This is a genomic window from Croceibacterium ferulae, assembly GCF_003660445.1.
Lineage (GTDB): Bacteria > Pseudomonadota > Alphaproteobacteria > Sphingomonadales > Sphingomonadaceae > Croceibacterium > Croceibacterium ferulae.
Window position 1 is genome coordinate 75,332 of sequence record NZ_QZVQ01000008.1, and the last position, 24,631, is coordinate 99,962.

The window sequence follows — 24,631 nt, forward strand, 5'->3', positions numbered from 1 at the left end:
AGCGCTTGCATGCGCCCTAATCGTAAGACATCATACGTTTATGCGGACCGCTGTCCACCGGCGGATAACAGCAGACAATTTCAGGAGCTGGATCGATGAGTGTTGAGGCCCCCCGCCTGCGTGCCGGCATGGCGATCGTCGCCGCGCTGCTGGCATCCGTGTCCGCCATCGCGGCCGAGGCGCAGGTGACCGTGCATGTCTCGCCCGACGGCAACGACCGCGCCGCCGGCACCGCGGAGCGGCCGGTGAGGACGCTGCCCCGCGCGCAGGAACTGGTGCGCGCCGCCAATGCCGGCAACGATGTGACGGTGGTGCTGGCGGACGGCACCTACGACCTTGCCGCCCCGCTCGACTTCCGCGCGGCCGATGGCGGGCAGGGGGCATATCGGGTGGAGTGGCGTGCGGCGGACGGGGCCGAACCGGTGCTGTCCGGCGGCCTGGCCGTGGCGGGCTTCCGTCTGCATGACGAGGAGCGCCGCATCTGGGTCGCCGATGTGCCCAAGGGGCTCGACACGCGCCAGCTATGGGTCAACGACCAGCTGGCGGAACGGCCCTGGATCGAGATCGAGGCGCGCGATGTCGCGTTCTCCGGCACCGGCTTCGACATCGTCAACCCCGATCTCGCCTGGGTGGCCGAAGTGGCGCAGCCCGGCCGGATGGAGGTGGAGGCGACCGGCTTCTTCACCGACCGCTATTCTCCCGTGCAGTCGATCTCCGGCCGGACGGTGACGATGCAGCAGCCGGCGTGGGACAATAACAGCTGGGGCTACGACACGATCACCAAGCCGATCTTCCCGGAGGATTCCCGCCTGTTCCTGGTCAATGCGCTGGAATTCGTCGGCAAGACCAATGACTGGCATGCCAACCCGTACCAGTGGTTCATCGATCCGGAGGCGGGCAAGCTGTATCTGCGCGTCGCGCAGGATGACGACATCCGCCAGCTGAAGGTGGTGATCCCGCGGCTGGATGCGCTGGTGTCGATCGCCGGCGCCCCCGCGCAGCCGGTCGAGCGGCTGACCTTCCGCGGCCTGCGCTTCTCCTACACCAGCTGGCTGGGGCCGTCGCTGCCGACCGGCTACGCCAACCAGCAGAGCGGCGCCTATCTGTCGGACGTGTCGCCGATCCGCCCGGCCAATGCGTGGCAGGAGTGCGGCTGGGGCTGTGTCGAGTTCGAATCCATGCGCCAGAAATGGCACCAGATGCCCGCCGCCGTGCAGGTCGCCGCCGCGCGCGACGTGACGTTCGAGGGCAACCGCTTCACGCAGCTGGGGCAGATCGGCCTGGGCATCGGCAACGATCCGACCGCGAACCGCAGCGGCATGGGCCATGCGACGGCGCGGGTTCGGGTGGCGCGCAACCACTTCGCCGTCCTGTCCGGCAGTGCGATCATGGCCGGCGGCGTACGGGAGGACGCGCACCATCCGCAGGACGCAGCACTGGTGAACCGCGACCTGGTGATCGAGGACAACACGATCGCCACGGTATCGCAGGACTACAAGGACAATGCCGCGATCCTGACCACCTACATCAGCGGCGCGCGGATCGCGCATAACGACATCACCGACGCGCCCTATGACGCCATCGCGGTGGGCTGGGGCTGGGGCTACAACGATGTTGGCGGCAACCCGAACTATGACGAAAACCAGCAGGGTTACGTCCACAACACCCGCTACACCACGCCCACCACGCTGCGGGATACCGTGGTGGAGAACAACCGCATCCACGGCGTGAAGACGTGGTTCATGGATGGCGGGGCGATCTACAATCTGTCGGCCAATCCCGGTGCGGTGATCCGCGGCAACCACATCTTCGACATCGACGACAAGATCGCGATCTACCTGGACGAAGGCAGCAAGCATTTCGACGTGACGGGCAATGTCATCGAGACGCGCGGCAAGTGGCTGAACATCAACACCGCGGGCAAGATGTACCAGCGGCGCATCTCGACCGACAATCTGGCGACCGGCAACTGGCACAGCTCCAGCACCACCGGCGGGCGCTGGCTGGCGGAGATCGGCAATGTGGCGCGCGACAATGTGCTGGTGCCGGATCGTGACTGGCCGGTCGAGGCGGAGAACGTGATCCGCAATGCCGGGGTGCGCCGCTAGGCGCGCAGCCGGCGGGCCCCGTCGAGCGGGAGGACGAGGTCGGCGCGGGCGGGCATCTCGTGCAGGATGTGGCGGGTCAGCCGCTCGTAATGCTGCACGAAGCGGGCGATGGCGGCGGCATTCATCAGGCCGGACGTGTCGCCGCCCGCCGCCTCGATCCCCCGGCGGAGCGTCTGCTCCTGCTCCGTCCGCCAGCCGGCCACGACCTCGAAGCCGGGCGCGGCGAGCAGTACCAGCCGGTCGATCCGGCCGAACAAAGCGGCATAGTCCGTCCGCAAGGCTGCGTTGACCGCGCGCCGCCAGGTGCCATCCCCATCGGCCTCCCGTTCCAGCGGATTGATCGGCTCCACCAGCGCGGCCTCGGCCTGCGGGGTGGCGCCGACGCACCAGCCTTCGAAGAGCAGCAGGTCGATGCCGTCCACCGGCGCGGTATCCGCCGCCGGCTCGTCCCGCGCCTTGTCGAACCGGGGCAGGGTGACCGGCCGGCCAGCACGGACATGGTCGATGACGCGGATGCCGCGCGCCACATCATGGGTCAGCGGCACGCCGCGCGTGCGCAGCAGCGGGTGGATCCGAGCCGCGAGCGCCGCACGGGCGGCGCCATCCAGATACAGGTCGTCCAGTGACAGGATGGCGGTGCGCACCCCGCGTCCCGTCATCCGGTCCCGCAATCCTTCCGCCAGCGTCGACTTGCCCGAACCCTGCGCGCCGCACAGGCCCAGGATCAGCGGTTCGGTACGGCCGGACAGCCAGCCGCTGACAGCCGCATCGACCCGGTCAAGCGACCCGGTCATGCGGCTCCCCGCCGCCGAAGAACGTATCGAGATTGTCGGCCACGCGCATCCCCATGGCCACCCGCGTCTCCAGCGTGGCGCTGCCCAGATGCGGCAGCAGCACGGCGTTGCGGCAGGCCAGCAATGCGGGTGCGACCTGCGGTTCCTGCGCATGGACGTCCAGCCCGGCGGCGGCGATGGTCCCGGCGTTCAGCGCCTGTGCCAGCGCGGCCTCGTCCACCAGAGTGCCGCGCGCGGTGTTCACCAGCGCGGCATCGGGCCGCATGGCGGAAAGGAAGGCGGCATCGACCATGTGCCGCGTGGCATCGCCGCCCGGCGCGTGCAGCGACACGACATGGGCGTCCGCAGCCAGTGCGTGCGGCGTGGCGCGATAGCTGTCCGCCGGCATATCCTCCGCGCGGCTGCGGCTGTGATAGATGATCTTCATGCCGAACGCCCGCGCCCGGTCGGCGGTGGCGCGGGCGATGCGGCCATAGCCGATCAGCCCCAGGGTCTTGCCGGCCAGGCTCTGCCCCAGCAGGTGGGTCGGGCGCCATCCGGTCCACGCGCCGGCGCGCAATTCGCGCTCGCCTTCGGATGCGCGCCGCGTGGCCATCAGGATCAGCAGCATGGCGATGTCGGCGGTGGCGTCGGTCAGCACGTCGGGCGTGTTCGTGACGGCGATCCCGGCCGCGCGCGCGGCATCCAGGTCTATATGTTCGAACCCAGCCCCGTAATTGGCGATGATCCGCGCCCTGCCGCCAGCGGTGACCACCTCTGCCGGCAGCTTGTCGGTGACGGTCGGGCACACGGCGTCATGCTCGCGCATCGCCGCCGCCAGCGCGGCACCGTCGAGCGGCTGATCGGCGGCGTTGAGCGTCACCTCATAGTCGCGGGCCAGCCGGTCCTCGACCGCCTGTGGCCAGCGGCGGGTCAGCAGGATGCGGGGTCTCATGCCTCAGCGCCTCCTGAATTGGGGGTCGCGCTTTTCGGCGAAGGCGGCGCGACCTTCATGCGCGTCTTCAGTGGCGAAGCAGATGGCCTGCAGCTCGCGCTCATATTCGATGGCCTTGTCCCATGGCATGGTAAACGCCGCGCGCAGGTTCAGTTTCGCGATCTCCGCCGCGATCGGCGCGCGGGCTGCGATGGTGCGGGCGATTGCCTGCGCGCGGGGCAGCAGCGCATCGGGTGCCAGCACCTCGCTGACCAGCCCCCAGGCGAGCGCTTGCTGCGCGTCGATCATGTCGCCCGTCAGCAGCATCATGGCGGCGTTGGAACTGCCGACAGAATAGCTCAACCCCGCCGCCATGCCGCCGCCGCCGATCCAGCCCAGCTTGATCTCCGGCGCGGCGAAGCGGGCATTGGCCGAAGCGATGCGGATGTCGCAGGCCATGGCCGTTTCCAGCCCGCCGCCCAGCGCATAGCCGTTGATCGCCGCGATCACCGGCTTGCGGCAGGCGCGCAGCGCGTCGCAATAATCGGCCCGATTGCGGAAGTCCCAGGGCGTTGCGTAATTGTCGAGCGTGGTGATGTCGGATCCGGCGCTGAACGCCTTCTCGCCCGCGCCGGTCACCACCACGCAGCGCACCGCATCGGAGGTGTTGCACTCGGTAATGGCGGCGACCAGCGCATCCGCCATGGCGGGCGTCATCGCGTTCAGCTTGGCCGGGCGGTTGATCACGATCGTGGCCACATGGTCCGCCACGGCGAAGGTCAGTTCGTCACTCATGTTTCCGCTCCGGCAGGATGGTGGCGTCGGTAGGCGGCTTCGACGGCGTCGAGCACCGTGTCCGCCGGCGTCAGGTCGAGCAGGCCGGCGCGCAGCAGGGCCGATGCCTCGGTCTGGAAAGCGATGGCGCCATTGTGGCGGGGCCGCAGCGATGCGGCCTCCAGCGTGGCGCGGGTGGCGGAGTAGAAGCCGTTGGCGGCGCTATCCACCGCCGGATCGGTCCAGGCCGAGCGGAAGGAGGGCTGCCCCTGATGCTGCGGGATGAAGCCGCACTGCGCCGCATCCGACATCAGCCAGCGCAGGTGGTCCAGCAGCTCCGGCGTGACCTCCGCCCGGCGCGACACGGCGATGCCGGTGCCGCCCAGGGTGGAGCCGATCCGCCCGCCGGGCCCGCGCGGCGCATCGGCGTAGCGCACGGTGCCGGCGGCGGAATAGTTCACATAGCCATAGATCAGCGGGCACAAGGCCGGCCCGTCGCCCGCTTCCATCTCCTCCAGCATGGCGATCGGGTTCATCGTCACGCCGGCGCGCGTGGCGTCAGCGGTCAGCCGCGCCATGATCGCATAGGCTTCTCGGGCAACATCGCGGTCCATGAAGCTCTCGGCCGGCCGTGCTTCGGCGCCGAGCGCCCCGGCAACCGACTGGAAGCTGAGCGCGGCATGGGGGCCGGCAAGCGAGAGCGCCACCGGCACCCGTCCGGCCAGCGCGATCACCGCGTCCCAGCTGTCCGGCGTTTCGGCGAGGTCGCGGTGGCAGGCCATCACCTGCGTCGCCGCGTCCAGCGGGAGTGCCCAGTGCATGCCGGCGTAGCGGTAGCTGGCGAAGGACGGCCCGATCGTCGCCGCGCGCCAGCCAGCGAGTTCGTCAGCCGCGAACAGCTCCTCCAGCGGGATCAGGCACTCGGCCGCAACCGCTTCGCCCACATGCGGATGGTCCAGCACGACGAGATCGTACAGCGCGCATTGCTCCGCGATCGGGCGGGACTCGAAACCTTCCAGCGGATGCTTGTCCCAGTGGATCAGTTCCCCACCCGAAGCAGCCAGCGCCGCATAGCCGCGCGGGTGATCCCAGGTGAGGCCGTGATAGCGGGCGGTCATGCGTGCTGCCGCACCACACCGGACTCGATAAGCTGCGTTATCGCTTCGTCGTCCAGTCCCAGTTCCGACAGCACCGCATGGCTGTGCTCGCCCACCAGCGGCGCGCCGCGGGTGATGGCGGACGGCGTCCTGGAGAAGCGGATGGGGAAGCCCGGCGTCTTCACCCGGCCTTCGGTCGGATGGTCATACTCCACGAAGGTGCCGTTATGTTTGATCTGCGGATCGTCGACCAGGTCAGCATAGCCATAGACCGGCCCGGCCCAGATGTCCGCCGCGCGGAAGGCGGCGAGCCACTCGGCGCTGGTCTTCGCCGTCAGCCGCTCCCTGATCCGGCCGAAAATCGCGTCACGCTGGGTCCAGCCATCGCGCTCCTCGTCCAGCGTGGCGAAGAACGGATCGTCCAGCACCTCGCCCAGCTTCACCAGCTTGGCCATCGCCAGCGTGATAAAGCCGTCGCTGGTCGCGAACACGCCATAGGGTGCGCGGATATAGGAGTGGGCATGCGCCTCCGCCGAGCGGGTCTGCGGCTTGTTGCCGACGGTGAACACCGACAGCTCCTGCATCTGCAGCGTGGTGATCGCGTCCAGCATGTTGACCTGCACCAGCTGCCCTTCGCCCGTGCGTTCGCGGTGGAACAGCGCAGCCAGCGCGCCTTCGAAGGCGGAATAGGCGGTGACGGCATCGACCAGATACTGCCCGGCAGGGGCAGGGGGCTGCCCCTCCGCGCCCGCCGACAGCATCGCGCCGGACATGCCCTGCAGCAGCAGGTCCTGCCCGGGATAAAGACGGTACGGCCCGTCCTCGCCATAGCCCGACATGGAGACGTAGATCAGCCGCGGATTGATCGCCGACAGGGTGGCGTAATCGACGCCCAGCCGCTCGGCCACGCCGGGGCGGTAGTTCTGCAGGAACACGTCGGCGGTCTTCACCATCTCCAGCAGCAGCGCCTTGCCCTCCGGCGCCTTCAGGTCGACTGCCAGCGAGCGCTTGTTGCGGTTGAGCGACAGAAAGGAGACGTTGATCTTGTTGCCGGTCGCCCCGCCGGCGGAGGCATGGCGCTGCCATTCGCCGGAGGTCGGCTCCACCTTCACGACGTCCGCCCCCATGTCGCCCAGCCGCTGCGCCGCCAGCGGCCCGGCCATGGCGATGGAGCAGTCGAGCACGCGGATACCATTGAGAATTGTCATGCAATCAGGTCCTCAGGCCATGACCCAGCCGCCGTTCACGTGCAGCGTCTGACCGGTGATGAAGCTAGCCTCGTCGGCAGCGAAGAAGGCGATGGCGGCGGCGATGTCGTCTGCCGTGCCGCGGCGCTTGATCGCCTGCGCGTCGAGCACCATTCGGTTGTAGCCTGCCGGATCGGGATGGATCTTCTCGGCGTCGGTCGGGAAGGCGCCCGGCGCGATGGCGTTCACGGTGATGCCATACGGGCCGAACTCGCGCGCCCAGGCGCGGGTCAGGCCGATCAGCGCGCCCTTGGAGGCGACATAGGGCGACAGGTTGGCCCAGCAGCCGGAAATGGTGATGCTGGAAATGTTGATGATCCGGCCCCAGCCGCGTTCGCGCATGCCGGGCAGCGCAGCCTGCACCGCGACGATGCCGGCATCGACATTCACGCGCTGGACCAGCTGGTGATCCTCGATCGTGAACTCCTCGAACGGTTTCGACGGGTAGATCGCGGCGTTGTTGATGACCACGTCGAACCGGCCGACATCGCCCAGCAGCCGGTCGAGCTCGGCGCGGAAGCCGGCGAGATCGGACAGGTCGGCGGTGGACACCAGCAGCCGGCCGTCGCCAGCACTGGCAGCCGCGGCTTCGAGCTGGGCGATCTTGGCGGCGTCATTGTCGATGGCGACCACGGTGGCACCGCGGCGCAGCAGCAGGACGGTCGTCTCCAGCCCCAACCCGCCGGCGGCCCCGGTGTAGAGAACGGTGCGGCCGTTCACGAGGCGTGCCCGGCGATGTCGGGGAAATCGCCGGTCGGCTGCGGATAATCCTCGTCCGGCTGGCGCTGCACCGCCTCGATCCGCGCGACCGCATCGGTCACGGCGGCGCCGTTCGGCAGGATGCGCAGCACCGTGTCATATTGCCGCTCCTCGCCATGCTCCAGCCAGATCAGCTCGCCCCGTTCGCGCGCGAATTCCTTGCCCAGGACGTGGTTGGTGGAAGGCTCGATCCCCATCGCGTAATGGCCGGCGTGGAAGTTCTGCCACTGGTACATGGCGGGGAACTGGCTCTTCAGCGTCTCGACCTCGAAGCCGAAGCCGATCGCCTCGTTGACCAGCGCCACATTGACGCGCCCTTGCGCATCGGCGGCCATGTCATGCTGCCACACCTGTTCGTGGAAGTTGCGGATCGGCGCGGGCGCGGTGCGATAGCCGACGCCCTGGCCCTGGTAGTCATCAGCATGCGCCGCCCACAGCACCTTGCGGATCGGCGCGACATAACGCGCGCCCTCGGCCAGCACCGGATGCCCGACATTGATGTGGTAGCAGTACATGTGCGGCGTGCGGTAGAAACCGTGATTGACCACCCGGTCGTGCAGCCGGATTGCGTCGCCACCGACATCGGCCTCGATCCGGCGGATGAGGTGCAGGTCTTCCCCGAACACGGTCGATTGCTGCACGACGCCTTCGGCCCACAGCACGCAAGTGTCACCGTCCCAGTGCTCGCCATAGCCGGTCAGCCGGGCGGGGACCGTGCCGATGCGGCCGTGCAGGGAGGAGGATACCTTCTGCCGCGGGCCGTAATGGTAATGGCCCGCGGGGTCGTCATGCATGAACAGCGTGTGGTCCAGCCCGCAGGTGATGTTCAGCCCGGACATGGACCGGAACCAGCCGAGCCCGCCTTCGCCCTCGTAATCGTGCAGCGACGGATGGCGGAAGCCTGAAGGCGAGTGCCAGCCCACGCTGCGCCCGGCATGCTCGCATTCGGCGATGTCCATTGCCCGGTCGACCAGCACGGTGAAGCGCAGCCCGGTGCCGGTGCGGAACTCCAGCAGGCGATTGCCGCGCTCCACCCCGTCGCCCAGGGTCGACAGGCGCACGCCGGCGAACTGCGACAGGCTCCCCGTCCGCTCCGCCAGTGCCCGCCGGGTCATCGTCTCGCCGAACAGCGTAACCACCACTCTCTCCCATGTGTCATAAGACGTATGATGATCAGCAAGCTGGCAAGAGGGCGTCAATCGCGCAGGGTGAAGCGGTACTCTCCCGATGGCACGGAGACACGATGGGACGGCAGCTCCTGCTCGCCCTCGATCCAGATGCCCCGATCCGGCAGCTCGATCTCGGCCACGCAGTTGGGCGGCACGGTGAGGGACAGGGCGGTCAGCCCCTCGGCATTGCCTTCGGTGCGGGTCGCGATCAGGCCCATGGCAGAGGCGTATTGCGCGTTCACCGGCCCGACCTGCGGCAGCCACAAGGGCTGCACCGCGATCCGGCGGAAGCCCGGCGCCGCCGGGGCGATCCCGGCGAGGCGACGGTAGAAGAAGCCAACCACCGCGCCGAAGGCATAATGGTTGTAGCTGTTCATCGCGAGGTCGCCGGTGTCGCCGTTCCACCGTTCCCACATGGTCGTGGCCCCTTGTGCGACCATGTAGCCCCAGCTGGGGTAGCCGGTCTGCAGCAGCAGTCCGCTGACCTCCTCCAGCAGCCAAGCATCGGCCAGCACGTCCAGGATGTAGGGCGTGCCCAGGAAGCCGGTCGACAGCTTCATTCCGCGCGCGCGGATGTCGGCCGCCAGCACATCAGCGGCGGCGGCGCGTTGCTCGGGCGGGACCAGGCCCATGTGCAGGGCCAGCACCTGGCTGGTCTGGCTGCCATTGCCGGCGGTGCCGTCGCCGCGCAGATATTCGGCGGCGAAGGCCTGCCCGATGCCGGTGCGCAGCCGGGCGTAATGGGCGGCCTCGCTGGTGCGGCCGGTGGCGGTGGCCATTGTCGCCATCAGTTCGGCGCACCATGCCCAGTAGGCGGTGGCGCACAGGCCGCGCGGCGTCGTCTCGTCATCCGGCCTGATCGCATCGACCGACAGCCAGTCGCCCAGGTCCAGCCCGCGCTGATGCCGCCAGATGCCGTCAGGATTGTGGCCGGCGACATGGTCCATCCACGCCTCCATCGCCGCCCAGTTCTCGTCGATGACGGAGGTGTCGCCATAGCGTTGCCACAGCTGCCACGGCAGGATCACGCCCGCCTCGCTCCAGCCGGCGGTGACCACGTCGGGGTAGGATTGCGGCTGCGGCACGACGATGGGGTATCCGCCATCAGGGCGCTGCGCGGCGCGCGCCTCCACCAGGAAACGGCGCAGGAACGGGCCGACCTCCATGTTGAAGGCGGCGGCATCGGCGAACACCTGGATGTCGCCCATCCAGCCCATCCGCTCGTCCCGCTGCGGGCAGTCGGTGGGCACGGCGAAGAAGTTGGACTTCTGGCTCCACATGGCATTGCGCCAGATGTTCTGCAGCAGCGGGGCCTGCGGGAAGTCTAGCGCACCGGTGACGCGGCAATCATTGTGGACCACCACGCCGACCACGTCCTCGATACCGGGCGTGCCGGGATAGCCCTCGATCTCGACATAACGGAAGCCGTGATAGGTGAAGCGTGGCTCGAGCGTTTCGGCGGCGCCGGTGCCGGCGAGCGTGAAGCGGTCGGTCGCGCGCGCCAGCCGCAGATTGGCGAGGTCGGCGGTGCCATCGGCATGCAGCAGTTCGGCGAAGCGGGCGGTGATGGTGGTGCCCGCCGGCCCTTGCGCACTGATGCGGACCCAGCCGGAGAAGTTCTGCCCGAAGTCGAACACGAAGCGGCCCGGTGCCGGCTCGCTGATGGCCAGCGCACGCCGTTCCTCCACCGGGCGCAGCGGCGGGGAGGTGAGCGGGAGCAGCGGCACGCCGGGATCGGTGCCGAGCTTTGCCGGGCCCCAGTCGCGTGATTGCCGGCGCGCATCGGCCGTCTCGCCATCATAGATCTCGGAGCTCAGGATATGCGACGGCGCGATCCGCCAGTCGGGTCCTGTGGCGATCCATTCCTGCGAGCTGTCCGCATAGTCGAGCCGCAGCTGGGCGCGGAACCGGCGGGGTGCGGGGCCGAAGGCGTAGCGTTCGATGCGCCAGCCGAACGGGCTGGCATACCAGCCATCGCCCACCAGCACGTCGATCGTATTGCCGCTCGCCGCGATCAGGGCGGTCACGTCATGGGTCTGGTAGAAGATGTGCCGGTCCGCGACGCTGATCTCCGGCGACAGCACCGCATCGGACACGCGCCGCCCATTGATGGATGCGTCATAGGCGCCCAGCGCGGTGGCATAGAGGCGTGCGGCCACGACTTGCCCGCGGGCATCGAAGCGGCCTTGCAGGTGCATCACCGGTTCGGACGGGCGCGGGTCGTTATGCGTGTTCGCGCCGCTGGGCACGGCGGCGGACCAGCCACGCGCGTCGAAACCGGGTGCCTGCCAGCCGGAGGGAGGATCGGCCCGCACGCGCCATTCGGGTCCGCTAACGATGCGATCCACGCGGCCGTCCCGCCGGTGCAGGCGGATCAGCGCAGCAAAGGCGCCGCCATCGACCGGGAAGAAGCCCGTCACATCGGCCTGCACCAGTACGCCGATGGTCCGCGGCACGGGGGCGGCCGGCACGGCGACCGGGCTCAGCGTTCCCCAGAAAGGCAGCGGCGTGTCGTAGTCCCACGGCTGGTCCAGCGCCGCCGGTACGCCATCGATCCACGCGCCGCGCAGATGGTCCTTGCCCGATACCAGCACCTCCACCCGGATCACATCATCGGACGGGTCCAGGTCGAGGCGGAAGGCATGCGGGCGGGGATCGAGCGCGGTGTCGCTCCAGACCCAGGCCAGCCCGGCGGCGCGTTCGGCGGCGGCGGTGGCGTCCTCCGCTTCCAGCCAGTCGCCGCGCCAGTCGCCGGTCTCCAGCAGCCCCGCCTCGAACCAGCTGGGGGCGGAGCGGGCGAGCAGGCCGCGATTGTCGGTCACCTCCACCGACCACCATACGCGCTGGGTGGAGGCGAGCGGCGGCCCCTCATAGCGGATGTCGAAGCACGCATCCGACTGCACGGTGCCGCTGTCCCACAGCAACGCGCCGTCCAGGTCCGGACTGGCGGCGGCCCGGATGCGGTAGTTGACCTGCGCCACGCCGCGCCCCTCGGCCTCGATCCGCCAGGACAGGCGCGGCTGGCGCATTTCGGTGCCCAGCAGTTCAACCGTCTGCTCGGCGCGCAGGTCGCTGACGGCCAAGGCGGTCACGGCTGCCCTCCATCCAGGATCGAACGGTCGATGGCGGCGATCCGGTTGACCCCGGTCAGCGTCATGGCGACGGTCATCTCGCGCGCGATCAGTTGCAGCAGCGTGGCGACGCCCGCCTCGCCCTGCGCCGCCAGTGCATAGAGCCATGCCCGGCCGAGCATCACGCCCTGCGCCCCGAGCGCCAGCATCCGCACCACGTCCAGCCCGCTGCGGACTCCGCCATCGGCCAGCACGGTCAGGCTGTCGCCCACCGCATCGGCAATGGCCGGCAGCGCGCGGGCGCTGGATCGCACGCCGTCCAGCTGCCGCCCGCCATGATTGGACACCACGATCCCGTCGGCCCCGATGCGGGCGGCCTCGCGCGCATCCTCCGGGTGCAGGATGCCCTTGATGATCAGCGGCCCGTCCCATGCGGCGCGGATCCAGTCCAGGTCGCGCCACTGGATCGTCGGGTCGAAATTGGTGCCGAGCCAGCCCATGTAGTCGTTCAGCCCGCTATCCTTGCCCAGCACCGGCAGCAGATTGCCTAGGCTGTGCGGGCGGCCATGCAGGCCGACATTCCACGCCCAGTGCGGCTTGCCCATCGCCTGCAGGATGCGCCGCAGCGGGGCACGCGGGCCCGACATGCCGGAATGGGCATCGCGATAGCGCGCGCCGGGCACGGGCATGTCGACCGTGAACACCAGCGCCTTTGCGCCGGCCTCCTTCGCCCGCACGATCAGGTCGCGCATGAACGCCCGGTCGCGGATGACGTAAAGCTGGAACCAGAACGGATCGGCCACCCGCGCCACCTCCTCGATCGGGCAGATCGACACGGTGGACAGGCAGGTGGGGATGTCGGCGGCGGCGGCGGCGCGCGCCGCCTGGATCTCCCCGCGCCGGGCGAACATGCCGCTGATCCCGACCGGCCCCAGGACCACCGGCATCGCGATCTCGCGCCCGAACAGCGTGGTCCTGAGATCGATGGAGGCGACATCGCGCAGCACCCGCTGGGTCAGGCCGATGGCGCCCAGATCGCTGGCGTTGCGGCGCATCGTCTCCTCCGCATAGGCGCCGCCATCCGCATAATCGAACAGGAAGCGCGGCACGCGCCGGCGGGCGGCTTCGCGGAAGTCGGCGGCGGAGGAGATGATCACGGGTCGGTATGCCTCAGTAGGAGCTGAACAGCGCGGCGCGCGCCAGGTTCAGCGCGGTGACCGCGTCCTGCCGGTCCTGCGCCGCCTGCATCGCCTCGAAATCCAGCTTGTCCAGGGCGCGCTCGATCGTCTTGAGGAACCCGATCGCCGAATTGGCGGCGGCGACGGAGTCCTCGCGGAAGGGGAACTGGTCCAGCTGCCACACACCTTCCCAGTTGTTCTTGCGCAGCGTGTAGAAGAACTCGAACAGCTCGATCGGGTGGATGGAGCCGGCGATCAGGTCGTCGTCCCAGCCGCGGAGGTTGTCGTTCACGTCCATGCCGAACAGGCGGCCATGGTCGATCGCCAGCTGCGCCGCATCGGCCGGGCTTTCCCCGCCATACAGCGAATGCCCGAAATCGAGCAGGATGCCGACATTGGGCAGGCCCATCTTCTCGATGCCCAGCAGCGTGCGCGCCACGCTGTCATAGCTCATATGCACGCGCGGCTCGCGCGGCTTGTATTCGATGACGAATTTCAGGTCGGGGTTCTGCCCGGCGAGTTCCGCGACGCCCTCCACGCTGGCCTGCCACAGCTTGCGATGATCGACCTGGAAGGGGTAGTCCCACCCATCCTGCCCCGGCCACAGCTTCACGTAATCGGCGCCGAAGCGCCGGACCACATCGGCCGCGTCGTTGCACATTGCGTTGGCCAGCCGGCGGATACCCGCATCGGGGTTGGTGAAGGCGCCCTTGGCGAACTGGCGGGTGTAGATTTCCGGCGTGATGCCGATGACGGACAGATTGTTGCGGGCCAGCGCCTGCTCGACCGCGTCCAGCGACAGGCTGGGATCGACGAAGGGGTAGTTGATGTCGACCATGGACAGATCGTCCACCTGGCCGGCCAGATCGATCATCTCCAGCAGCGGCCGCGCCTCGCCATAACCGTCCGTGGCGTAGCGATCCACATAGGTGGCGAAATGCCAGATGCCGGCGCCGTAGCGTTGCTTGCCCATTGTCATCCTCCCGATTGCCTCACAGCCTCTTGCCCGGTAGGGTCATCATATGACAGACAAGTTGAACCGGAACAACATGGAGCAGCGCGCCGCGCATATTCGCGAGCGCGCCGGCTGGATGCGGCAGCGGCTGCTGGGGATGATCGTGGCGGCAGGGCAGGGGCATCCCGGCGGGGATCTGTCGGCGACCGACATCCTGGCCAGCCTGTATTTCGATGTGCTGCGGATCGATCCTGCCGCGCCCGATGCGCCCGGCCGGGACCGTTTCGTGATGAGCAAGGGGCATTGCACCGGCGCGCTCTATTCCGCGCTGGCCGGGCGGGGCTTCTTCCCGGAGGCGGAGCTCGACACCTATCTGCGCCCGGGATCGCGGCTGAACGGCCATCCCAACCGCATCTATCTGCCGGGGGTGGAGACCAATACCGGGCCGCTGGGCCACGGCTTCCCCGTCGGCGTGGGCATCGCCATCGCCGGGCAGATCGATGGCGCCGATTTTCGCACCTTCGTGCTGACCGGCGACGGCGAGCTGCAGGAAGGCAGCATGTGGGAGGCCGCGATGCTGGCCGGCCACCGCAAGCTGGGCCGGCTGACGGTGATCGTCGACCGCAACCGGCTGCAGCAGGGCGCCCGGACCGAGGATACCAACGCGCTGGAGCCGCTGGCCGACAAGTGGCGCGCCTTCGGCTGGAAGGTGGCGGAAATGGACGGCCATGACCACGCCGCGCTGCTGCAGGCGTTCGACGCCGCCGCCGCGCCGCGCGACGTGCCGCTGTGCATCATCGCGCACACCTTCAAGGGCCACGGCGTCAGCTACATGCGCGACCAGGCCGGCTGGCATCACGGCGTGCCGAATGCCGAGCAATATGCGGCGGCACTTGCCGAACTGGAAGCGGAGGCTGGACGATGAGCGGGACTGCACCGAGCGAGGGCATGTTCGACTGCCGCAACGCCTATGTCGCCACGCTGGAGGAGCTGGCCGCGGACGACCCGCGCATCGTGGCGGTGGTCAACGATTCGGTCGGCTCGTCCAAGCTGGGCAAGTTCCGCGACCGCTTTCCCGAGCGGCTGGTCAATGTCGGCATTGCCGAGCAGAACATGGTCGGCGTGGGGGCGGGCCTCGCAAATGGCGGCAAGGTGCCCTTCGTCAGCGGTGCGGGCTGTTTCCTGACCGCGCGAGCAATGGAGCAGATCAAGGTCGACTGTGCCTACAGCCAGGCCAATGTGAAGCTGTGCGGCATCTCCAGCGGGGTCGCCTATGGCGAGCTGGGGGCGACCCATCACAGCATCGAGGATGTCGCCTGGCTGCGCGCGATCGACAAGCTGACGGTGATCGTCCCGGCCGATCCGTGGCAGACGGGGCAGGCGATCCGCGCGGCGGTGGCGCATGACGGGCCGGTCTATCTGCGCATCAGCCGCATGCCGGTGCCGGAACTTGTCCGGCCCGACGCCCCCTTCCGGATCGGCGTGGCGGAAACGCTGCATGACGGCGGCGACCTGGCGATCGTGGCGAGCGGTACGCTGGTCCACCGCGCCGTCGCGGCGGCGGAACTGCTGGCGGCGGACGGGATCGGGGCGCGCGTGATCAACATGGCGACGGTTTCGCCGATCGACGAAGCGGCCCTTGCGCAGGCCGCGGCGACCGGCGCGATCGTGACGGCGGAGGAAGGGCTGGCCCATGGCGGGCTGGGCGGGGCGGTGGCCGAATGGTGCGCGCGCCATGCGCCGGTGCCGATGCGCATGCTGGGCTTTCCCGGCTTCCTTCCGACCGGATCGGCGGAATGGCTGATGGAGCAGCACGGCCTGACCGCCACCGGCATCGTCGCCGCCGCGCGAGAGGTGCTGCAGTCGAAGCGCGGCGGATGAGCGACCCGCTGATCCTGGCGATCGACCAGGGCACGACCAACACCAAGGCGCTGCTGCTGGCGCCGGACGGGCGGGCGGTGCTGTCACGTTCGCGATCGCTGCGCCTGTCCTTCCCGCAGCCGGGCTGGGCCGAGCAGTCCGCGGCCGACATATGGGACACGGTGGCCGCGCTGATCGCCGAAGTGGCGGCAGCGGCGCCGGCGGGGATCGTGGCGGTCGCGATTGCCAACCAGCGCGAGACAATGGTGATCTGGGATGCGGCGACCGGCCGCCCCGTGACCCCTGCCGTATCGTGGCAGTGCCAGCGTTCGGCCGCCCGCTGCCGCGAGTTGCGGGATCGCGGCGTGGAGGCGGAGGTGGTCCGGCGCAGCGGGGTGGGGCTCGACCCGATGTTCCCCGCGGCCAAGCTGGCCGTGCTGCTCGACAGCCTGCCCGATGGCCGCAGCCGCGCCACGCTGGGCGAGCTGCGCTGCGGCACGATCGACAGCTGGCTGCTGTGGAACCTGACCGGCGGCGCGGTGCATGCGACCGATCACAGCAACGCCTCCCGCACGCAGCTGTTCAATCTCGACACGCTTGGCTGGGACGCGGAACTGGCGCGGATCTTCGACGTGCCGCTGGCCATGCTGCCGGCGATCATGCCGTCCGACAGCGATTTCGGCCCGGTCGCCGCCGCGCTGGGCCTGCCGCCCGGCACGCCGGTCCATGCAATGATCGGGGACAGCCATGCCGCTTTGTTCGCCCATGGCATCGAAGCACCCGGCGCGGTGAAGGCGACGATCGGCACCGGCAGCTCGCTGATGACGCCGACCGCCGGCCGCGTCCGGTCGACTCACGGCCTGTCGAGCACGGTGGCCTGGTCTCGCGGCGGGCAGGTGCAGCACGCGCTGGAAGGCAACATCTCCGTTTCCGGCCATGCCGCCGCCTTTGTCACGGGGCTGCTCGGCCTGGCGGACGAGGACGCGCTGACCGCACTGGCCGGCACGGTCGCTGACAGTGGCGGGGTCACCTTCGTTCCCGCCCTGGCCGGGCTCGGTGCGCCGTATTGGCGGCCGGAGGCACGCGGTACCATTCACGGCATGACGCTGGGCACCGGGGCGGCCCATGTCGCCCGCGCCACGCTGGAAGCCATCGCGCACCAGATCGGCGACGTGCTCGATGCAATGCATGCCGATCTCGGCACCCGCACCGCCAGCCTGTCCATCGACGGTGGGGCGGCCGGCAACGCCATGCTGGCGCAGATGCTGGCCGACCTGACGGGGCGCACCATCCGCCGCCCGCAGGCCGCCGGGGCAAGTGCGCTGGGCGCCGCGCGGATGGCGGGCGCGGCGCTGGGGCTGGGCGGCGACCGCTTGCGCCTGCAGCCCGAGGACAGCTTCGCAGCCACCTTGCCGGAGCCCCGGCGCCTGGCGATCCGCCGCGACTGGCACGCCGCGGTGGATCGCGCCTCCCGCTAGGCCATCTTCTCCTCCAGTTCCTCCAGCGACTTGCCCTCGTTCCGGGGCGCACCCAGGAAGCCGATCACGCCGCTCAGCACCAGGAACCCGGTCAGGATCCAGGCCAGGGTCTGGAACCCGGTGGAGGTCAGGATGGGCACAAAGAAGCTGAACACGCCCAGCGAGATCCGGACGATGCCGAACATCAGCCCCTGCGCCGTGCTGCGCAGCAGGGTGGGGAACATCTCCGCGCTCCACAGCTGGAAGAAGCACTGCGCGCCAAAGCCCTGGCCCACCGCCATCAGGAAGACGTGCAGCAAGGCCATCGGCAGCGTCAGCGGGAAGATCGCCAGCAGCGACATGCCCACGACCTGCATGATGGCGGACACCAGGAACAGCAGCCGCTGGTTCACCCTGTCCGACAGCTTCATGAAGATCAGCCAGATCGACAGCATGCCGATGAAGAAGCTGAGCGACTGGATCGCCACCGACATGCCCTGGCTCTGATTGCCGACCGTGCGCAGGATGTAAGGGAAGAAGAACCCGTTGGTGCCCGCCCACAGGTTCCACATGCCGTACATGCCGATCAGGAACGCCATCGGGCCGATCCATTTCGCCTGCATAAGGTCGCGCAGGCGGGCGGGCTTTGCCGTGGTGCCGGCGGCTTCCTGCTCCACCTGCGCATCCAGCCAGCGTTGCGATTCCTTCATGCGGGAGCGCAGGAAGGTGAGGCCCAGCGCCAGCACGGCGAGATGCCCGAAGACGATCCGCGCGCCCAGCAGGCCCAGCGGCTCCAGCACCAGGAACATCAGCAGGACGACGACCGGGCCCAGATACCACAGCACCTGCGCGACACCACTATGCTTGCCGCGCGACCCCTTGGGCGCAGCCTCCGCAATCAGCGACCACGATGCCGGAATGTCGGCCCCGACGGCGAGGCCGACCAGGAAGAAGCCGATCAGCACCATCCACGCATTCATCGCGAAGATCAGCCACAGCATGCCGAAGGCGTAGAACAGCATATCGTACTGGTAGATCTTCTTGCGCCCGAACAGGTCGCACAGCCTCCCGCCGATGAACGCGCCCAGCCCGGCCGAGATGGCGTTGGGGCCCAGCGCGCCGATCAGGCCGACGAAGCTGGGGCTGAGCGCATATTCCTGCATCCACAGCGCCAGCGCGGCCGATCCCGCGACGATCGAGCCGGCGTCGATGTAATTGGCGAGGCCCGCCAGGATCGTGTTCTTCCAGTCGTCCTTCTGCGTGTCCGGCCCTGCCGTGATCTGCTCGCCCGCCATCTGCTCTCCCCATCTTCTTGCTTCCAAACAGCATATGATATTATGTTTGCGCATGCCAACCGCGAAATGCGGTGTCGAGCGGGAGGGATGTCGATGACGATCACGCGCAGGGTGCTGCTGGGCACCACGCTGGCCACGGGCGCAATGGCGGTGGCGCCGCACGCGGCGGCCGCGCGGCAGCCGCAGGTGGAACGCTGGGGCGTGCACGAGATCGTGCTGGACGGGCCGGCGGGCGGCAATCCGTTTGACGATGTGCAGCTGGCCGGGCTGTTCCGGTCAGGTGACCGGCAGGTCGAGGTGCCGGGATTCTACGATGGCGCGGGCGTCTATCGCATCCGCTTCAGTCCGCCCGATCTGGGGCAATGGAGCTGGCGCACCGTCAGCAATGTCGCAGCGCTGGATGGCCGGACAGGCGCCTTCGCCAGCATCACGCCGGGGCGGGGCAATCGCGGACCGGTGCGCATGAGCCGCGACGGTTATCACTTCGCCTATGCCGATGGCACGCCGTACCGGCCGGTGGGCACCACCGCCTATTCCTGGGCCCTGCAATCGGATGCGCGCTGTGCCGAGACGCTGGCCACGCTGCGCACGGCCCCGTTCAACAAGATCCGCATGTGCGTCTTCCCGAACGTCGCCTCCGTCGCGACCGACCCCTTCGTGCGTACTGGCGGCGGGCCGAAGGACTGGGACCCGACCCGGCCCGACCCGGACTATTTTCGCCGGTTCGAGGATCGCATCGGCCGGCTGGGCGAGCTGGGCATCGAGGCGGACGTGATCCTGTTCCACCCCTATGATGCGAAGCGCGGCTATTCGCAGATGCGCCGCGCGGATGACGAGCGATACCTGCGCTATGTCGCCGCCCGGTTTGGTGCCTACCGCAATGTCTGGTGGTCGATGGCCAACGAATACGACATCGTCGAAGGCAAGGAGGTGGCCGACTGGGACCACCTGTTCCAGGTGCTGGTCGCCGCCGATCCGCATGACCGGTTGCGCTCGATCCACCAGCTCCACGTCTATTACGATCACCGCAAGCCGTGGATCACGCATGCCAGCGTCCAGCACGGCGCGGCGCCGCTGGATGACGGGCGGGTCCATCCGCATCGCCTGTTCGCGCAGAAGGCGGTGATCTTCGACGAGGTGGTCTATGAAGGCAATTCCAGCAAGCGCTGGGCTCGGCTGAGCGGGGAGGAACTGGTCGAGCGGTTCTGGTGGGGCACGCTGGGCGGCTGCTATGTCGGCCATGGCGAGGTGTTCAGCAGCGACGACAATCCCGACATCTCATGGCTGGGGCAGGGCGGCACGCTGCGCGGCACCAGCCCGCCGCGGCTGGCCTTCCTGCGCCAGGTACTGGAAGAGGCGCCGATCCCCGGCATCGATCCGCTGCAGCAGTTCTGGGACTACCACCTGGGTGGGCGCGACTTCACCTGGTACCTGAAATATTTCGGCCGCGCGCAGCCGACCGAATGGCAGGTCAGGCTGCCCACCCGCGAGGCCGACCCGCATCACCAGTTCCGCATCGACGTGCTCGACACCTGGAACATGACCGTGACGCCGGTGGACGGTGTGTTCAACATGGTGCAGCTGGACGAGTACGACGCGCACGATCCGGCGCGGCCCAGCGTCGCGCTGCCGGGCAAGCCCTATATCGCCTTGCGCATCGTGAAGGTGTGAAGGCGACGGTTACCCGAAGAGCTAAGTCGACGCGGGGCTGTCCTGCAGCATGGCCTTATATTCGTGGTATGCTTGATCGAAGGTTTCGTATTCTTCGGTATTTCCGTTGCGGAACAGCAGGAACCGGCTGCAGGTCTTTTCGAGATAGCGCCGGCTATGGGAGACCATGACCATGGCCTTGTCCTTGCGCTTTTCGAAAAGTTCGTACTGACATTTCTCGCGGAAAGATTCGTCGCCGACCGCCATCACCTCGTCGATCAGGTAGCAATCGAAATCGATGGTCATCGAGATCGCGAACGCGAGCCGCGCCCGCATCCCCGACGAATAGATCTGCACAGGTTCATTCAGGTATGAGCCCAGTTCGGTGAACTCTTTGACGAAGTCGATCTTGTCCCGATAATCGGCGCCATAGATGCGGCAGATAAAGCGCAGATTGTCCGCGCCGGTAAGCCGACCGTGAAAACCACCGGCAAATGCCAGCGGCCACGAAACGCTCATCGTTCGTTCGATATGGCCGCTGGTGAGCGGTTCGGCCCCGCTGATCACGCGGACCAGCGTGGACTTGCCCGCGCCATTGCGGCCCAGGATCCCCAGCCGCTCGCCCGGGCTCACCGTCAGGCTCACACCATTCAGGATCGTGCGCGGCCCGGCATTGGAGTCGTACACTTTGGTGACGTTTTCTAGACGGATCATTGAGTGTTCGAAGTCATGCCGATCTGACGGACGAGCGAAAGTCCGGCGATCGTCAGCGCCAGATTGAAGATCAGTACGTAGTCGAGGTAATAATGAGCAGTCATCTTTGTGCCGAAATACCCCTCGCGGATAATTTCCACGCAGTTAAGCATCGGCAGCCAGAGCACGAGCTCCCGCGCGCTGGGCGGAAGCGCATCTGCTATGAACGCGGCGCCGGACAGCGGGAAGAGCAGGTACGAGAATGGCGGCCAGAACTTCTGGATCAGGTCGACCTTTTCCGACAGCCCCCCAAGGGTAAGGCCCAGACCCATGCCGAACCACGCGAGCAGGAGCCACCCACCAATCACTTCAAGCACATCTTCCGGCGGGAGCAGCCACTCGAATGCCCAGAAAGTGATGCCGAGCAGCACGAAACTGGATGATGTCGCCGCGAATTCGAGCACGATCCGTGAAATGTACACGTCGAGTATGCGCACCTGCCGATGGAACAGCAGCGAGCGGTTGCTTTCGACCGCGCCCATGCATCGAGCGGGCATGCTGCGCCACAGCAGCATCGCTGCATAGCCGGTCAGCGCAAAGGCCACGATCGGGAGATCGGACCCATGAACGGTGCGCGTTGCGGTCCAGAGAGCCGTGACCGCGAGCGTGAACAGCATCGGTTCCACGAACAACCACAGGAAACCGATATTGCTCCGGCCATAGCGAGTGACGATTTCGCGCAGGATCAGTGCACTCACCACCCGGCGCTGAACTTTCAGCGCGTACAGAAAGTGGCGCATGCCGCCGCCCGTACCGGTTACGATGTCACTGGGCATGTTCTTTGATACCTGCAACCAGCATGGATGCGATACCCCAGGCCACCAGACCAAGCACCAAGGTCGCGAGGACACCGCGAGTCCTGCGCGGCTCCAGCGGATCGTCAGGCAGGTTGGGTTCCGAGATCCGCTGCACGTAGACCTGCTGGCGGCGCGCCTCGTTGCGGGCCTCCTGGAAGGAGGCGAGGGTCACGGCAAGCTGCTGGCCGGCGAATTCGTTTTCCAGGAACAAGCGCTGGAATTCCACGCTGCTCTGCGCCAGCGAATTGCTGCCGCCGGCCAGGCTGCCCATCTGGCGGCGGATTTCCTCGTCGAGCGTCCGGCTGCGGTTTGCCAGAACCGGTATCTGCGGATTGCGCGGCGTGAATTCGCGCAGCTGCGCCAGTTGGGCGCGGGTTGTGATAACCTCGTCCTGCAGCTTGGAGATCATCTCCAGTTTGGCAGTGGCCTCCAGTTCCGGATCGACGACCCCTTCGCGATTGCGATAGGCGGCCAGCGCCTGTGCCGCCTCACGCGCCTGCTCCTTGGCATCATTCACTTCGACTTCCGCAAACCGGATCATGTCCGCCCGACCGCGCTGGTTCATGCGGTTCACCGTCTGCTCCGTCATCCGCAGCAGCTGCTCGTTGATGCGATGTGCATCCTGGGGAGTGTATGCGCGCACGCTCAGCGTCGCGATCGAGGTAGTCGCATCGCTCTCGAGCTTCACATGCTTCAGGTAGTACTTGTAGAGATCCTCGAAAGTATCGCCTTCTTCCAGCGCGCTGACCCGCTCTGCAAACCAGATATGCGGGCGTTCAAAGGCTGCCCTGAACTGGCCGCCCTGATCGACCGCCCTCAGCGCGTCACGGGATTCCAGGAACGCCTGGGCGGCGTTGGACTCCTCGCTCGCGGCCGAAAACGCCCCCGAGCTCGCCAGCATGAGGCCTAACCCCCCGGACGAAGGCTTTTCGGGACTGCGGACGACAAATCTAGATTCGGAGATGTAAACGTCGGTTGCGAGAAAGCCGAAATACACGATCGACAAGAACACCGGGATGATTACGCAGACGGCAAAAAGACCGCCAATGTTCTTGAATCGTGCGAATATCATTCGTGTAACAGTCCGGTATTCTCGACATTGTCCAGCTCAGATAGCAGGCTGGAAGGCGCGCTAATGGGCGGAAAACCGTGGCGATGCAATCACTAAACCGGCACGCGGTCGGGTCGATTTCGAAGGGCTGTGCGACAGGTGAGTGGACCACCAGCGCCGAAACTCGACACCATTGACCACCGGGTGTACGGGCGCTTGATACACAGGGTCGTGCCTTGTGTGCCATATGGAGTTTGAACAGCAAAGGCGTTCCTGCGCAATCAGGCTTGTACCGGCGGATGCCGGAAACCCGCACAGAAGCGGCAGGATAGCCGCTGCCGAGGAGCCTGTGGCTGGTGAGTAACAGGCCCGCTAGCCGGCACGGCTGCGAAAATTGACAATTTGAATCAATCCTCGCCGGGCCCTAGACGCGCGAGATGCAAACGATGAGTGGAATATAATGCCTGTTGCTGCCGATCATCCGCAAGGGGCGACGTTCTCCTGTCGCCGATTTCTGTTGAGCGCGGGCGTGGCGCTTTCCGTACTTGCACTGGCAGGCTGTAACACGCTTGGTAGCAGCGGGCCTTCCACCCGCAGGGTCCTGTCAGGGGAGTCGGAGGCGGTCGCCAGCGGCGATATCCAGATCATCCCGTTGAACGACGCGGTTGCCCGTCGCCTGGTGGAGGCGGATGAGCCGAACCTGTTTTCGGAGGTGCTAGGCGAAAGCCCATCTGTGGGATCGGTGATCGGGCGCGGCGACGTGATCGACGTCACGATCTGGGAGGCACCGCCGGCGGCGCTGTTTGGCATGTTGGGAGGCGCGACGGTTCTTACCGCGGCCACCTCGCTCGAAATTGCCAAGAGCACGGACATGCCGCAGCAGATGGTCGACGAGCAGGGTACGATTTCGTTGCCCTTCATCGGTACGCTGCAAGCCGCGGGGAAAACCTTCCGGCAGCTGGAAGCAGATATTCGGGCAAGGCTCCAGGGGATCGCCAACCAGCCGCAGGTGATTGTCGGCCTGGCCCGCAACGCCACCTCCAACGTGACCGTGATCGGGGAGGTCAACATGAGCGCGCGTGTGCCGCTGACCCCTCGCGGCGAGCGTCTGCTGGATGTTCTGGCGAGTGCGGGCGGAGTGCGCCAGCAGGTCGACAAGATGACCATTCAAATCACCCGAGGATCGCAGGTGGTTGCACTGCCGATGAATACGGTCATCCGCGACCCACGGCAGAATATCACGCTGAAGGCCGATGACGTCGTCACCGCGATCTTCCAGCCGTATAGCTTCGTCTCCATGGGAGCCACCGGCCTCAGCGCCGAGATACCGTTCGAAGCGACCGGCCTCACCCTGAGCCAGGCTTTGGGCCGAGTGGCAGGCGTTCAGGATGCGCGGGCGGACGTAAAGGGCGTCTTTATCTTCCGGTTGGAGGATCCCGCAGTGCTCGGGCCCGAATACCAAGGGGCTCGCACGACGCCGGATGGCAAGGTTCCTGTCATCTACCGCGCCAATCTGAGCGATCCGGGCAGCTTCTTTCTTGCCCAGAGCTTCCGCATGCACAATGGCGACGTGCTGTACGTGAGCAATGCGCCGGGTGTGGACCTGCAGAAGTTCGTCTCGATCATCACGCAGACGGCGTTCTCGATCATCAACATCACCCAGACGGTGAATTGAACGGCCGGGCGGCGCCCGCAACGGTGCA

At 67.4% G+C, this 24,631-nt stretch carries 20 protein-coding genes; 6 read left to right on the forward strand and 14 right to left on the reverse strand.

Going from position 1 to position 24,631, the window contains the following annotated elements; all coding sequences use genetic code 11:
• Window positions 1–95 precede the first annotated feature (95 nt).
• Window positions 96–2,108 (forward strand): right-handed parallel beta-helix repeat-containing protein, encoded by a 2,013-nt coding sequence (locus tag D5S08_RS10530; RefSeq protein WP_121118296.1) that lies wholly within the window; start codon window positions 96–98, stop codon window positions 2,106–2,108.
• On the opposite strand, the gene D5S08_RS10535 is transcribed toward D5S08_RS10530, so the two are convergent.
• From D5S08_RS10535 to D5S08_RS10580, 10 genes are read right to left on the reverse strand one after another with little or no spacing between them, the layout of a single operon-like run.
• On the reverse strand, window positions 2,105–2,902 hold the full coding sequence (locus tag D5S08_RS10535) for a kinase (RefSeq protein WP_121118298.1): 798 nt from the start codon (window positions 2,900–2,902) through the stop codon (window positions 2,105–2,107). The two genes, D5S08_RS10530 and D5S08_RS10535, sit on opposite strands and share 4 nt — an antisense overlap.
• Window positions 2,886–3,836 (reverse strand): 2-hydroxyacid dehydrogenase, encoded by a 951-nt coding sequence (locus D5S08_RS10540; RefSeq protein ID WP_121118300.1) that lies wholly within the window; start codon window positions 3,834–3,836, stop codon window positions 2,886–2,888. Before D5S08_RS10540 ends, D5S08_RS10535 begins: the two co-directional genes overlap by 17 nt.
• A 3-nt stretch (window positions 3,837–3,839) precedes the next feature.
• A complete protein-coding gene (locus tag D5S08_RS10545) occupies window positions 3,840–4,610 on the reverse strand; it encodes an enoyl-CoA hydratase/isomerase family protein (RefSeq protein ID WP_121118302.1) in 771 nt (256 codons plus the stop codon).
• Window positions 4,607–5,707, reverse strand: a complete 1,101-nt coding sequence (locus D5S08_RS10550; RefSeq protein ID WP_121118304.1) for a type 2 periplasmic-binding domain-containing protein — start codon at window positions 5,705–5,707, stop codon at window positions 4,607–4,609. The genes D5S08_RS10545 and D5S08_RS10550 overlap by 4 nt, the downstream gene beginning before the upstream one ends.
• Window positions 5,704–6,894, reverse strand: coding sequence for a CaiB/BaiF CoA transferase family protein (locus D5S08_RS10555; protein ID WP_121118306.1), 1,191 nt, complete (start codon window positions 6,892–6,894; stop codon window positions 5,704–5,706). Before D5S08_RS10555 ends, D5S08_RS10550 begins: the two co-directional genes overlap by 4 nt.
• A gap of 12 nt (window positions 6,895–6,906) precedes the next feature.
• Window positions 6,907–7,653 (reverse strand): SDR family NAD(P)-dependent oxidoreductase, encoded by a 747-nt coding sequence (locus D5S08_RS10560; RefSeq protein WP_121118308.1) that lies wholly within the window; start codon window positions 7,651–7,653, stop codon window positions 6,907–6,909.
• Window positions 7,650–8,831 carry an aldose 1-epimerase family protein gene (locus D5S08_RS10565; RefSeq protein WP_121118633.1) on the reverse strand — a complete coding sequence of 394 codons (1,182 nt, stop codon included), beginning with the start codon at window positions 8,829–8,831 and terminating at the stop codon, window positions 7,650–7,652. The genes D5S08_RS10560 and D5S08_RS10565 overlap by 4 nt, the downstream gene beginning before the upstream one ends.
• 56 nt (window positions 8,832–8,887) lie before the next feature.
• Complete coding sequence (locus D5S08_RS10570; protein ID WP_121118310.1) at window positions 8,888–11,953, reverse strand: alpha-L-rhamnosidase; 3,066 nt, start codon at window positions 11,951–11,953, stop codon at window positions 8,888–8,890.
• Window positions 11,950–13,089, reverse strand: coding sequence for an FMN-dependent L-lactate dehydrogenase LldD (gene lldD / locus D5S08_RS10575; RefSeq protein WP_121118312.1), 1,140 nt, complete (start codon window positions 13,087–13,089; stop codon window positions 11,950–11,952). Before lldD ends, D5S08_RS10570 begins: the two co-directional genes overlap by 4 nt.
• A gap of 13 nt (window positions 13,090–13,102) precedes the next feature.
• Entirely contained in the window at window positions 13,103–14,083 is a 981-nt protein-coding gene (locus tag D5S08_RS10580; RefSeq protein WP_121118314.1) for a sugar phosphate isomerase/epimerase family protein, read from the reverse strand.
• Window positions 14,084–14,132: 49 nt separating this feature from the next.
• On the opposite strand from D5S08_RS10580, the gene D5S08_RS10585 reads away from it, so the two are divergent.
• From D5S08_RS10585 to D5S08_RS10595, 3 genes are read left to right on the forward strand one after another with little or no spacing between them, the layout of a single operon-like run.
• Window positions 14,133–14,990 (forward strand): transketolase, encoded by an 858-nt coding sequence (locus tag D5S08_RS10585; protein WP_241557348.1) that lies wholly within the window; start codon window positions 14,133–14,135, stop codon window positions 14,988–14,990.
• The gene (locus D5S08_RS10590) at window positions 14,987–15,946 is read left to right on the forward strand and encodes a transketolase family protein (RefSeq protein WP_121118316.1); all 960 of its coding nucleotides are present in this window, start codon (window positions 14,987–14,989) and stop codon (window positions 15,944–15,946) included. Before D5S08_RS10585 ends, D5S08_RS10590 begins: the two co-directional genes overlap by 4 nt.
• Complete coding sequence (locus D5S08_RS10595) at window positions 15,943–17,403, forward strand: FGGY family carbohydrate kinase (RefSeq protein WP_121118318.1); 1,461 nt, start codon at window positions 15,943–15,945, stop codon at window positions 17,401–17,403. Before D5S08_RS10590 ends, D5S08_RS10595 begins: the two co-directional genes overlap by 4 nt.
• On the opposite strand, the gene D5S08_RS10600 is transcribed toward D5S08_RS10595, so the two are convergent.
• Entirely contained in the window at window positions 17,400–18,677 is a 1,278-nt protein-coding gene (locus D5S08_RS10600) for an MFS transporter (RefSeq protein WP_121118319.1), read from the reverse strand. The genes D5S08_RS10595 and D5S08_RS10600 overlap by 4 nt on opposite strands.
• Before the next feature lie 93 nt (window positions 18,678–18,770).
• On the opposite strand from D5S08_RS10600, the gene D5S08_RS10605 reads away from it, so the two are divergent.
• Window positions 18,771–20,348 carry a DUF5060 domain-containing protein gene (locus tag D5S08_RS10605; protein WP_121118637.1) on the forward strand — a complete coding sequence of 526 codons (1,578 nt, stop codon included), beginning with the start codon at window positions 18,771–18,773 and terminating at the stop codon, window positions 20,346–20,348.
• A 21-nt stretch (window positions 20,349–20,369) separates the two neighbouring features.
• Here the strand turns inward: D5S08_RS10605 and D5S08_RS10610 are convergent, their stop codons facing one another.
• The 3 genes from D5S08_RS10610 to D5S08_RS10620 are packed head-to-tail and all read right to left on the reverse strand — an operon-like array spanning window position 20,370 to window position 22,949.
• Window positions 20,370–21,041: an ABC transporter ATP-binding protein gene (locus D5S08_RS10610; protein WP_121118321.1), complete on the reverse strand. Its 672-nt coding sequence runs from the start codon at window positions 21,039–21,041 to the stop codon at window positions 20,370–20,372.
• Window positions 21,038–21,856, reverse strand: a complete 819-nt coding sequence (locus D5S08_RS10615; protein WP_241557349.1) for an ABC transporter permease — start codon at window positions 21,854–21,856, stop codon at window positions 21,038–21,040. The genes D5S08_RS10610 and D5S08_RS10615 overlap by 4 nt, the downstream gene beginning before the upstream one ends.
• Window positions 21,846–22,949: a KpsE/RkpR family capsule polysaccharide export protein gene (locus tag D5S08_RS10620; RefSeq protein WP_121118323.1), complete on the reverse strand. Its 1,104-nt coding sequence runs from the start codon at window positions 22,947–22,949 to the stop codon at window positions 21,846–21,848. Before D5S08_RS10620 ends, D5S08_RS10615 begins: the two co-directional genes overlap by 11 nt.
• 439 nt (window positions 22,950–23,388) lie before the next feature.
• Here D5S08_RS10620 and D5S08_RS10625 point away from each other — a divergent pair, with 439 nt between their 5' ends.
• On the forward strand, window positions 23,389–24,603 hold the full coding sequence (locus D5S08_RS10625; protein WP_121118325.1) for a polysaccharide biosynthesis/export family protein: 1,215 nt from the start codon (window positions 23,389–23,391) through the stop codon (window positions 24,601–24,603).
• The last annotated feature ends 28 nt before the right edge of the window (window positions 24,604–24,631 follow it).